Source organism: Clostridium sp. MCC328 (genome assembly GCF_018785465.1).
In the GTDB taxonomy this organism is placed as follows: Bacteria; Bacillota; Clostridia; order Lachnospirales; family Lachnospiraceae; genus Pilosibacter; species Pilosibacter fragilis.
In genome coordinates this window covers 42777-54897 of sequence record NZ_WQPW01000029.1, presented here as the reverse complement: position 1 = coordinate 54897, position 12121 = coordinate 42777, and the positions used below count along the sequence as shown (strand labels likewise).

The 12121-nt window shown below is 50.6% G+C and carries 6 protein-coding genes; 2 read left to right on the top strand and 4 right to left on the bottom strand.

Going from position 1 to position 12121, the window contains the following annotated elements; translation table 11 throughout:
• Positions 1 to 241: 241 nt before the first annotated feature.
• Genes GPK83_RS05815 through GPK83_RS05805 form a run of 3 tightly spaced genes read right to left on the bottom strand, consistent with a single transcriptional unit; the run spans position 242 to position 3845 of the window.
• Complete coding sequence (locus GPK83_RS05815) at positions 242 to 1516, bottom strand: diaminopimelate decarboxylase (RefSeq protein WP_215704253.1); 1275 nt, start codon at positions 1514 to 1516, stop codon at positions 242 to 244.
• Positions 1517 to 1543: 27 nt separating this feature from the next.
• The gene (gene pyk, locus GPK83_RS05810; RefSeq protein WP_015552363.1) at positions 1544 to 2980 is read right to left on the bottom strand and encodes a pyruvate kinase; all 1437 of its coding nucleotides are present in this window, start codon (positions 2978 to 2980) and stop codon (positions 1544 to 1546) included.
• A gap of 1 nt (position 2981) precedes the next feature.
• Positions 2982 to 3845 (bottom strand): hypothetical protein, encoded by an 864-nt coding sequence (locus GPK83_RS05805; RefSeq protein ID WP_015552362.1) that lies wholly within the window; start codon positions 3843 to 3845, stop codon positions 2982 to 2984.
• A gap of 397 nt (positions 3846 to 4242) precedes the next feature.
• On the opposite strand from GPK83_RS05805, the gene GPK83_RS05800 reads away from it, so the two are divergent.
• Positions 4243 to 8565 carry a 2-hydroxyacyl-CoA dehydratase gene (locus GPK83_RS05800; protein ID WP_215704252.1) on the top strand — a complete coding sequence of 1441 codons (4323 nt, stop codon included), beginning with the start codon at positions 4243 to 4245 and terminating at the stop codon, positions 8563 to 8565.
• A gap of 223 nt (positions 8566 to 8788) precedes the next feature.
• On the opposite strand, the gene GPK83_RS05795 is transcribed toward GPK83_RS05800, so the two are convergent.
• Positions 8789 to 10261, bottom strand: coding sequence for a 4Fe-4S dicluster domain-containing protein (locus GPK83_RS05795; protein ID WP_215704251.1), 1473 nt, complete (start codon positions 10259 to 10261; stop codon positions 8789 to 8791).
• A gap of 611 nt (positions 10262 to 10872) precedes the next feature.
• Between GPK83_RS05795 and GPK83_RS05790 the strand changes: the two genes are divergently transcribed.
• On the top strand, positions 10873 to 11952 hold the full coding sequence (locus GPK83_RS05790) for an ABC transporter substrate-binding protein (RefSeq protein ID WP_215704250.1): 1080 nt from the start codon (positions 10873 to 10875) through the stop codon (positions 11950 to 11952).
• Positions 11953 to 12121 lie beyond the last annotated feature (169 nt).

Here is a 12121-nt window from a genome sequence, read left to right as displayed (position 1 = left end):
ATATGTACAGGGTTTTTTCATGCCATTTTTCCAGAAAGATCTCCCACTTCCCATGCTTAAACCTTGTTCCCGGCCACCATCGGCGCCTCGCGCGGTCACTTGCGGCAATCTGCATCTTCGCACGAGTGTGCATCTTTAGCACATAAAAAAGAGACGGCACTCAACTCGTTCCAGGGCTAAGTACCGTCTCTCTGTTTTTAACTGCTGTCCGCCACGCCGGTCCAGATCAGCCGTCTGTTTCTTACACGTTTCTGACATTCTTAAGAATATCGCAGAAATCAAATGTAGCAAAATAATCCTTCGGAGTCTCTGCACGGCGGATCATCTGGACACTGCCGTCTTCCTTGAGAAGAAGCTCCGCGCTCTTTAATTTACCGTTATAGTTGTAACCCATCGCGAATCCGTGTGCGCCTGCATCGTGGATAAAGAGCAGATCGCCCTTATCGATCTTCGGAAGCATACGGTCGATTGCAAACTTATCGTTGTTCTCGCAGAGGGAACCTGTCACATCGTACTTGTGGTCGCAGGGCTCGTTCTCTTTTCCCATAACCGTGATATGGTGATAAGCGCCGTACATAGCCGGGCGCATCAGGTTTACCGCACACGCATCGACGCCGATGTACTCCTTATAGGTATGCTTCTCATGGATCGCTCTTGTCACGAGAGCACCGTACGGAGCCAGCATGAAGCGGCCAAGCTCTGTGAAGATCGCCACGTCACCCATTCCTGCCGGAACGAGAACTTCCTCGTAAACCTTTCTTACGCTCTCACCGATGACTTTGATATCATTCGGCTCCTGATCCGGTCTGTACGGGATACCGATTCCGCCGGAGAGGTTGATGAACTTGATATCAGCGCCGGTCTCCTTCTTTAACTTCACAGCAAGCTCAAAGAGGATCTTCGCGAGAATCGGATAGTACTCGTTCGTCACTGTGTTGCTTGCCAGGAACGCGTGGATACCGAAGTTCTTCGCGCCCTTTGCCTTTAAGATCTTATACGCCTCAGTGATCTGAGCCTCCGTCATGCCATACTTCGCGTCACCCGGGTTATCCATGATATCAGTCGCTACCTTGAATAATCCACCCGAATTGAAGCGGCAGCAGATCGTCTCCGGAATCGTTCCGATGGTCTTCTCGAGGCACTCGATGTGAGTGAAATCGTCCAGGTTGATGATCGCGCCGAGGTCATACGCGAGCTTGAACTCTTCCGGTGGTGTATCGTTTGAGGAGAACATGATGTCATGTCCGGAAAAACCGCAGGCATCAGACATTAAAAGTTCTGTCTTGGAAGAGCAGTCTGTTCCGCATCCAAGCTCCTGAAGTATTTTTAAAATAAACGGATTCGGTGTCGCTTTTACCGCAAAGTATTCCCTGAATCCCTTATTCCAGGAAAATGCCTCTTTTAATTTCAGGGCATTCTCGCGGATTCCCTTCTCATCGTAAAGATAAAACGGGGTCGGATAGGTCTTCGCGATCTCCTCCAGCTGTTCCTTCGTTACAAACGGTTTCTTCTCCATGTACGTTCTCTCCTTCGTTAGTCAGTGTTAGTCGATATTTACAACACGCATGATGTTTGTAGAAGCAGCCGGCTCATGTCTTTTCGCATAATCAACGACTCCTGCGGTTACAACTGCGATATCGCCTGTTTTTACAATACCATTCTCTTTTAAAATGTCAATACTGTTCTCAATTAAAGTGTCAGTGGATTCCGCTCTCTTTGCCTGGAACGGAGTTACACCCCAGTAGAGCATCATCTTTCGGACTGCGGAGATACTCGGGGACATTCCTACAAGTTTTGTTGACGGATGCCACTTGGAAAGCATTCTCGCCGTATAGCCGCTGATGCTCGGTGCAATGATAACCGCTGCATCAAGGGACTGTGCCGTTGCGACGGACGCATAGCTCACCGCATTGGAAATATTGTGGCGGTTATCATCGGATACGGTTCTCTTCTCGTAGAAATCACCGCTCATATGGGACTCGGTCTCCTCAACGATATGAGCCATCATCTTTAATGCCTCGACCGGATATTTACCGTTTGCAGTCTCACCGGATAACATAACGACGTCTGTTCCGTCATATACAGCGTTCGCAACGTCAGAAACCTCCGCACGGGTCGGTCTCGGGTTACGGATCATGGAATCCAGCATCTGGGTCGCTGTGATAACGACCTTACATGCGGCGCTGCACTTTTTAATCATCATTTTCTGAAGGTGCGGAAGCTTCTCCGGTGCGATCTCAACGCCCAGATCTCCGCGGGCTACCATGATTCCGTCGCTGGCCTCGATGATCTCGTCAAGGTTCTCAAGTCCCTCAGCGTTCTCGATCTTCGCGATGATTCCCATTGAGGAACCGCCCTCATCTAACATCTGGCGGATCTCACGGATCGCGTCTGCGGAACGAATGAAGGAAGCCGCGATATAGTCGAACCCAAGCTCGATACCGAAACGGATATCTTCCTTATCTTTGTCTGTTAACGCCGGAAGCTTGATCTTTACGTTCGGAACGTTTACGCCCTTTCTCTCTCCAAGCTCGCCGCCGTTCATGATCCTGCAGTAGATCTCGGTTCCCTCAACACGCTCAACATGAAGCTCGATCAGGCCGTCATCGATCAGGATCACGTTGCCCTCTGTTACGTCCTCATTTAAGCCATTGTAATTGATGTGGACTCTCTTTGCGTCACCGACGATATCCTCTGTTGTAAGGATGATCTCCTCGCCTGCTGTCAGTGTTACCTTCTTTCCGTCCTTTAAAACACCGGTACGGATCTCCGGTCCCTTTGTATCAAGAAGAGCTGCTACCGGTTTTCCAACCTCTTCCGCAACCTCGCGGAGCTGTTTGTAGCGGGCTCTCTGCTCATCGTGCGTTCCATGGGAGAAGTTAAAACGGGCAACATCCATTCCGTTTAAGAGCAGCTGTTTCATGACCTCTCTGTCATCGCTGTTCGGTCCCATGGTACAGATAATTTTTGTTTTCTTCATGTTATGCCTCCTGATTGCTGTTTGCCTGTCTTGGATCCATCCCGCCTTTTGTTACATGTTTGTGGGTATACAGGTGGTCCTGACAGTATTCATAGTCGCCTTCGCACTTGGAGCAGTAGCGGAATACAAGATTCGGGTCGTCCTCCTCCGTACGTCCGCAAACAGCACAGCGGTGTCGTCCGATCTTTTCCGCTGTCTTCTGCGCCTCGCGCATCTGTGAGTGAAAGACCTGTTTTCTCCGAATTTCCTTTGGATTCAGACGGCTCCCCCTGGACATGAAGAGGTATACGATAAAATTAAGTAAAGACATAACGATCGCAATTCTCTGCGACATGCCGCCGAAAAGGAATCCATAGACGAAGTAGAGTCCATCAAAAAGTGCCAGATACTTCGCCTTGATCGGAAGTACAAAAAACAGGTAAAACTGCATTTCCGGGAATGTGGCCGCAAATGCAAAAAACAGGGAAAAGTTCAGATAATCTGTGGTGAGAATATAGACCTGCCCTGTAATGATGTAGATCAGCAGCGCCGCAAGGACATGACCGATCACACCCATAAAAAAGTACACATTAAACCGGAAGGTTCCCCAAACCCGCTCCAGAGTCATTCCCAGATTGTAGTAAAGGTAGATCGCTATCAGGTTGAAGAAAAGACTGCCAGACGGCGGCCAGATCATAAATGTAACGACTCGCCAGATCTGTCCGTGAAGGATCGCCCTCGCATCCAACATCAGGTACTGGATGTAGAATGCCGGTGCCATCATCTGGACCAGTACGCCCACCGCATACAGGATCACGATATAATACATGAGATTCGGAATCGCGTACCGTCCGAATTTCCGCTCCATCTTGTTCATAAAATTCATTGAAGCTTTCCTTTCCTAATAGAAATATCTATTTCTCCTACGCCCCGTATTATAATTCCCAACCGTTTCTTTTGTCAAACGCTTTATGATATCGTTACTGGAATGTCTATCCATCCCCGCAACGCTTTCTCCTAAAATCTTTACACATTCTTTACAGAATTTTAACCGTTTTTAACCTCAAGATGCCAGTTCCGTCAATTGTATTTCCTTTTTTAATGTGTTATACTATGTGCGGAATTTTGACATAACAGTTCAGCTATGTGCCGATTCCGGCAGAAAATTGTATGGCTGAACGGTTCGGCATGTTGATGCCCGCATTCCGGCTGGCTGCCTGCTTTTTGCGGACGGCTCGTTTTTTTCTGTTGAAAAGGAGGTATGGGGAGAACTCCCCGCTCGTATGAATCAATGCTATCGTCTTGGAATCGATATCGGTTCCACTACAGTAAAAGTTGCCGTGATCGACGACAACAACAAAATTTTATTCGCGGATTATGAGCGGCATTACGCCAATATCCAGGAAACCCTGGCCTCGCTTCTGAAAAAGTGTAAGGGAGAACTCGGTGAACTCTCTTTACGGCCCAATATTACAGGTTCCGGCGGACTTACTCTGTCGGGTTACTTACATATTCCATTTGTCCAGGAAGTCGTAGCGGTTGCGACCGCACTTCAGGACTATGCTCCGCGGACGGATGTCGCCATCGAGCTTGGCGGCGAGGACGCGAAGATCATCTACTTTACAGGCGGGATCGACCAGCGTATGAACGGGATCTGCGCCGGCGGTACCGGTTCCTTTATCGACCAGATGGCTTCCTTATTACAGACGGATGCTGCCGGTCTGAATGAATATGCAAAGAATTATAAGGCGATCTACCCGATCGCTGCCCGCTGCGGCGTATTCGCGAAATCCGATATCCAGCCGCTGATCAACGATGGGGCTACCCGTGAGGACCTCGCCGCCTCGATCTTCCAGGCAGTCGTAAACCAGACCATCAGCGGTCTCGCCTGCGGCAAGCCGATCCGCGGAAACGTAGCGTTCCTCGGAGGTCCGCTGCACTTCTTACCGGAACTTCGGAACGCCTTTATCCGCACCTTAAATCTGACCGGAGACGCCATTATCGCTCCGGATCACTCCCACCTCTTTGCAGCCACGGGCGCTGCCATGAACGCAAAAGATGATGCGGAGATCTTCTCCCTTGACAAGCTGATCGCAGATCTTTCCGGCGGCATCAAGATGAAATTTGAAGTAAAGAGAATGCAGCCTTTATTTAAGGATGAGGCAGATTATAAGGAATTCACCGACCGCCATGACCAGTACAAGGTCCGCCGCGGTGACCTCTCCACCTATGAGGGAAATGTATTCTTAGGAATCGATGCCGGTTCCACCACAACGAAGGTGGCACTCGTCGGCGAGGATGGTTCCCTGCTCTACAGCTTTTACAGCAGCAACAACGGAAGCCCGTTGGCGACCGCGATCTCTTCCATAAAGGAGATCAAGTCCCTGCTTCCGGACAGCGCGAAGATCGCCTACTCCTGCTCCACCGGCTACGGCGAGGCTCTCTTAAAGGCGGCCTTCATGCTGGATGAGGGCGAGGTCGAGACGATCTCCCACTACTACGCGGCGGCATTCTTCGATCCGTCCGTAGACTGCATCCTCGATATCGGTGGTCAGGATATGAAATGTATCCGCATCAAGGACGGCACCGTGGACAGTGTCCAGCTCAACGAGGCATGTTCCTCCGGCTGCGGTTCCTTCATCGAGACCTTCGCAAAATCCTTAAACTACAGCGTTCAGGATTTCGCAAAGGCGGCACTTTTTGCCCAGAATCCGGTGGATCTCGGAACAAGATGTACCGTATTCATGAACTCCAACGTAAAACAGGCGCAGAAAGAAGGCGCTTCCGTTGCGGATATCTCCGCCGGCCTCGCTTACTCGGTGATCAAGAATGCCCTGTTTAAGGTCATCAAGATCACTTCTGCCGGTGATCTCGGAAAGAACGTCGTTGTACAGGGCGGAACCTTCTACAATGACGCAGTCCTCCGAAGCTTCGAGCGGATCTCCGGCTGCAATGCCGTCCGCCCGGATATCGCAGGTATCATGGGTGCCTTCGGCGCGGCACTGATCGCCCGTGAGCGTTACATGCACCGTCCCCATGAGACGACGATGCTCTCTCTGGACGATATGATCAATTTGACCTACACGACAACCATGAGCCGCTGCCGCGGATGCGTAAACCACTGTGTCCTGACGATCAACCGGTTCGAGGGTGGACGTCAGTATATTTCCGGAAACCGCTGTGAGCGCGGTCTCGGCGTGGAAAAGGCAAAACGTGACATCCCGAACCTCTTTACATGGAAGTATCACAGACTCTTCGACTATGAGCCGCTGACAGCCGACAAGGCGACCCGCGGCGTTGTGGGAATCCCGCGGGTCCTCAACATGTACGAGAACTTCCCGTACTGGGCAACCTTCTTTAAGGAGCTCGGCTTCCGCGTGATGCTGTCCCCACAGTCCAGCCACCAGATCTACGAGCTGGGCATCGAGACGATCCCGAGTGAGTCTGAATGTTACCCGGCAAAGCTTGCCCACGGACACATTTCCTGGCTCATCAAACGCGATGTGCCGTTTATCTTCTATCCGTGTATTCCTTACGAGCGGAAAGAGGTTCCGGGAGCCGGAAACCACTACAACTGCCCGATGGTCACCTCCTACTCGGAGAACATCAAGAACAACATGGAGGAATTAAAGGAAAAGAACGTGAAGTTCTTAAATCCGTTCATGGCGTTCACAAGCGAGGCGGTCCTTTCAAAGCAGCTTCAGGAAGTCTTTAAGAAGGAATTCGATATTCCGGAATCCGAGACGAAGAAGGCTGCTAAAAAGGCCTGGGATGAACTCGCCCAGGCGAGAACCGATGTGGAGAAGAAAGGCGAGGAAGTCTTACAGTACTTAAAAGACACCGGAAAACACGGCATCGTCCTTGCGGGACGTCCGTACCACATCGATCCGGAGATCAACCACGGCATCGCCGATATGATCACCTCCTACGGTTTCGCTGTCCTCACGGAGGACTCCGTATCCCATTTAGGAAAGGTGGAGCGCCCGCTCGTCGTTACCGACCAGTGGATGTACCACTCCCGCCTCTATGCGGCGGCGGCCTTTGTAAAGACACAGGATAACCTGGATCTCGTCCAGCTAAACTCCTTCGGCTGCGGTCTCGACGCCGTGACCACCGATCAGGTCAGTGATATTCTCACCCGATCCGGGAAGATCTATACGGTCTTAAAGATCGATGAGGTCAACAACCTCGGAGCCGCAAGGATCCGTATCCGTTCTTTGATCTCCGCCCTCCGCGTCCGCGAGGAACGCCGCTACACGAGAAATATCGTGTCCAGCTCCTACAACCGCGTAATCTTCACGAAGGAGATGAAAAAGAACTATACGCTACTCTGCCCGCAGATGTCCCCGATCCACTTCGAGCTCATCGAACCGGCAATCCGCAGCTTCGGCTACAACCTCGTCGTTCTCCAGAACGATGACAAGACAGCCGTGGATACGGGATTGAAATATGTAAACAACGATGCCTGCTATCCGTCCCTGATCGTCATCGGACAGATCATGGATGCCCTGCTGTCCGGAAAGTATGATCTCGATCACACGGCCGTCCTCATGAGCCAGACCGGAGGCGGCTGCCGTGCGTCGAACTACATCGGATTTATCCGCCGCGCTTTGGAAAAAGCCGGAATGGCGCAGATCCCGGTCATCTCCATCAACGCGAACGGTATGGAGACGAACCCGGGCTTCACCTACACGCCGTCCATGCTTGTGAAGGCTCTTCAGGCTGTTGTATACGGTGATGTATTTATGCGTGTTCTCTACGCTACAAGACCTTACGAGGCCGTTCCAGGCTCCGCAAATGCGCTCCACGAGAAATGGAAGAATATCTGTGTCAAAGCACTCTCCACAAAGAGCGCCGGAATGATGACCTTTGTGAAGAATATCCGCGGCATCATCCACGACTTCGATAACTTAGAGCGCACGAATGTCCACAAACCGAAGGTCGGAATCGTCGGAGAGATCCTCGTGAAATTCTCACCGACCGCCAACAACCACATCGTGGAGCTCTTAGAGTCCGAGGGCGCTGAGGCGGTAATGCCGGATCTCATGGATTTCCTGCTTTACTGCTTCTACAACAGCAACTTCAAGGCAGATAATCTGGGAATGAAGCGCTCCACGGCGCATCTCTGCAACATGGCGATCTCCCTTCTCGAGTACATGAGAAAGGCCGCAAGAATTGCTCTTGAAAAGAGCACTCACTTCACTCCGCCTTCAAGGATCAAGGATCTGGCAGTGATGGCAAACGGCTTTGTCTCCCTTGGAAACCAGACCGGTGAGGGCTGGTTCCTGACCGGTGAGATGCTGGAGCTCATCAAGAGCGGTGTCAACAACATCGTCTGCGTTCAGCCTTTCGGCTGCCTGCCGAACCACATCGTCGGAAAAGGGGTTATCAAGGAACTTCGCTACGCGAACCCCAAGGCCAACATCATTGCCGTCGACTATGACCCGGGCGCAAGTGAGGTAAACCAGTTAAACCGTATCAAGCTGATGCTTTCCACAGCTCAGAAAAACCTTGAAAAAGAGGAATATATGGATCCGAATCTGGCGAAGACATTAAAAAAGGTGGAAGAACTTTCTTCCAAGCGGGTCAATAAGTGTCGGTTGTAATCCACACTCCAAAAGCTTCTAAAAGTAAAACCGGAAATAAAGGATACTCCTATCAATTTCATGAAACGCAAAGACAGCGGCAGGTATCTAAAACGATACCTGCCGCTGTCTGTTATCTTCCGACCAGCGCTCCGACACGATAGCCATCTGGCATGCATTTCACGGAAACCGATCCGAAAAATACATGCTGTTCATTTCATTTAAATCTTATAGGAAACCGCCATCAAGCCTCCGGCTTCTCGTAGCTGCGATGCATAGAGAAGGAATCCATATCGTAATTCTTTAAGTTCTCCCATACTCCGCGGCCGTCTGCCTTCGCAATCACAGCGTCACGGTCTTTCTTGAATGCCATCTCCTGTTTCATGTTGCTCGGTCCGCCTACGCAGCCGCCCTGGCACATCATACCCTCAATGAAGTCTTCCGGAAGTCTGCCGACCTTGAGAAGAAGAAGGGCTTTCTTAACCTCAGCCGCACCGCTGCAGCGCGCAACCTTAACATCTGCGTTCTCGCCTTTTTCCTTGAAGCACTCGATCACTGCGTTTGTCACGCCGCCGCCATTGCCAAAGCGTTTTCCGAAGACACTGCCTTCCTGCTTTGTCTCCTCAGCCGGCTCAAGCTCAACTTCTTTTCCGCGCAGCATTTCGATGGCCTCACCGAAGGTCAGAACATAATCCGCATTGTTCTCGATGGACTTGTCAGCCGCCTCAGACTTCTTTGCCATACACGGTCCGATAAATACGGTAACTGTCTCCGGATCGATCGCTTTTAACATTCTGGATACCGCGCACATCGGGGATACCGTTGTGGACATATTATCGATCAGAGTCGGGTAGTGTTTCTTGATCATATTTACAAATGCCGGACAGCAGGAGGTCGTCATCTTCTTGCCTTCCTTAAATGCCTCTGCCCATTCCATTGCCTCGTAAGCTGCTGTCATATCAGCACCGGCAGCAACCTCTACCATATCGGCAAAGCCAACCTTCTTTAATGCAGTACGCCAGCTCTCCATTGTGATATCCTGGCCGAACTCACCTTCAGCAGCCGGAGCAACCATGGCAACGACCTTCTTGCCGGCCTTGATCGCCTCGATCACCTGTACAACATATACCTTGGAGGAAATTGCACCGAACGGGCAGCTTCTTACGCAGGCACCGCACTGGATACATTTCTTTTCATCGATCTGGCAGATTCCGGTCTCCGGATCCATTGTGATCGCATCTACCGGACATGCACGGCGGCACGGACGGATCAGCTCAGCGATCGCATTGTACGGACATGCCTGAGCACAGCGTCCGCACTCTTTACAGACACTCGGATCGATATGGGCACGGTCGCGGCCGATCGAGATCGCACCAAAGTTACATGCGTTCTGACAGGCTTTACCCATACATTTCTGACAGTTATCGGTTACAACGAATCTTGTGATCGGACACTCCTCACATGCAGAAGAGATGACCTGAATGATATTGTCGCTCTGTTTGTCACTCGGACATTTTCCCTCCACGAGACGGATTCTCTGACGGATGATCTCTCTCTCCTTGTATACACAGCAGCGGAACTGTGCCTTTGGACCCGGGATCAGTTTGAACGGGATATTGTCTCTCTCTTCCTCGAGTCTGCCCTCAAAAGCCAGCCTGGAAACTGTGCGCAGCACGTTATACTTGATCTTAAGCAGTGCCTCATCGTTGGTTTTCATACCATTTCCTCCTAAATTTCGAATCCTCTATCTTACCTTAATTTTTAATGTTTTCGCATCATATTATCGCATATCCCCCTTTGCAAAGCAAGTCGGAAATTGTATATAATCCAACGCATTCCGGGGAAAAACCTTATTTTCTTAAATTGTATACAATAAAGTACAGGCAGCGAAATTTCTTGTATTTTCCTGGGTTTTTCTGTCTTTCTGTGTCGGATATTTGTTCGCAGTATGCGGCTGTCCAGCACCGCTTTCTTTGTCTCTTTTTTTCACAAAGTCAGGTTCCGGTTCCGCCTCTTTCCCGCCACTCCGTTTCCGATTATTTTCGGTTTGGCATATGCAGCCTTCGCCTTTAAAACATGTTTTTCCCCAGTCTCATGTTGGATTGACATTCCTAACTCCCCATGATATATTCTATTTAGTTCGGTCGTGCTAACCCCAAAGGTCAACCGTCCTGAGGGAAAAGACGAAAAGAATCTGATACGGGAATATCTGTCATATTCAGGATCCCCGGTATGCTCTTTTCGTGTGCATACCGGGGATTTATCATTCACGCAGACAGTGGGACAAGACCCGTGTCTGTCAGATTTTTTTCAGGAGGAACTAAGTATATGAGAAAAATGTTATCCGTCATGATGGCTGCCGCGATCGCGGGATCTCTCCTTGCAGGCTGCTCATCATCCACAACCGAAACAACAGCTGCCGCTTCTTCCGCGGAGGAGACAACGACTGCCGCTGAGGAGACCACAACGGAAGCCGCTTCCGAGTCCGCTGCCGAAAACACCGGTGATGAGACCGTTGTCCGTGTCGGCGGTTTAAAGGGTCCGACCACCATGGGACTTGTAAAGCTCATGGACGAGGCCGCAAACGGGGAGTCCGAGAACAGCTACGAATTCACTATGGTCACCGCGGCTGACGAGATGACCGCCATGGTCGCAGGCGGAAAAGTCGATATCGCCCTGCTTCCGGCGAACGTCGCAAGCGTTCTCTACAATAAGACAAACAAAAATATCTCCGTGATCGATATCAACACTCTCGGCGTTCTCTACTTCGTATCTGCCGACAGCTCCGTGACAACGATCGATCAGTTAAAGGGAAAGACCGTATATCTTCCGGGAAAGGGAACTACTCCGGAATACGCACTCCGCTATGTGCTCTCCGCCGCAGGACTCGGAGAGGATGATGTAACTCTTGAATTCAAGTCCGAGGCATCTGAGGTTGCTTCCGTCCTCGCTGAGGATCCGAACGCCATCGGTCTTCTTCCGCAGCCGTTCGTAACTGCCGCTCTCGCCCAGAATGAAAAGCTCTCCATCATCATGGATCTCACAAAAGAGTGGGATAATGTCCAGAGCGAAGGTTCCGGAAGCCGTCTTGTAACAGGTGTTACCATTGTAAACAATGATTTCTTAAAGGAGCACGAGGATCTCGTCGATACGTTCTTACAGGAACATGAGGCATCCATCGCCTTCACCGCGGAGGATCCGGATGCCGCAGCCGAGCTCATCGCAAAGGCTGAGATCGTCGCAAAGGCTCCGATCGCGAAAAAAGCGCTTCCGTACTGCAACATCACCTTTATCTCCGGTGATGAGATGAAAACAGCACTTTCCGGTTACCTTCAGGCTCTGTACGACCAGAACCCGGCCTCCGTCGGCGGTGAGCTGCCGGATGATGGATTCTACTATGTAAAGTAATTGTGACTGCGAAAGTTCTCAACAGTTACAAGCATTCATGCCGACTGTGAAAAACGAGGTATGGCTGGCAAAACAGTCATACCTCATTTCTATATCGCCGTTTATTCTCACGGAATTTAGTTTACATAAGTCAGTTTAATAGCTTGAGCCATGAGAAATATCTGTTATA

Coding starts and splice junctions, on each gene's coding strand:
- GPK83_RS05815 (WP_215704253.1), bottom strand. CDS start 1,516: ATGGAGAAGAAACCGTTTGTAACGAAGGAACAGCTGGAGGAGATCGCG.
- pyk (WP_015552363.1), bottom strand. CDS start 2,980: ATGAAGAAAACAAAAATTATCTGTACCATGGGACCGAACAGCGATGAC.
- GPK83_RS05795 (WP_215704251.1), bottom strand. CDS start 10,261: ATGAAAACCAACGATGAGGCACTGCTTAAGATCAAGTATAACGTGCTG.
- GPK83_RS05805 (WP_015552362.1), bottom strand. CDS start 3,845: ATGAATTTTATGAACAAGATGGAGCGGAAATTCGGACGGTACGCGATT.
- GPK83_RS05790 (WP_215704250.1), top strand. CDS start 10,873: ATGAGAAAAATGTTATCCGTCATGATGGCTGCCGCGATCGCGGGATCT.
- GPK83_RS05800 (WP_215704252.1), top strand. CDS start 4,243: ATGAATCAATGCTATCGTCTTGGAATCGATATCGGTTCCACTACAGTA.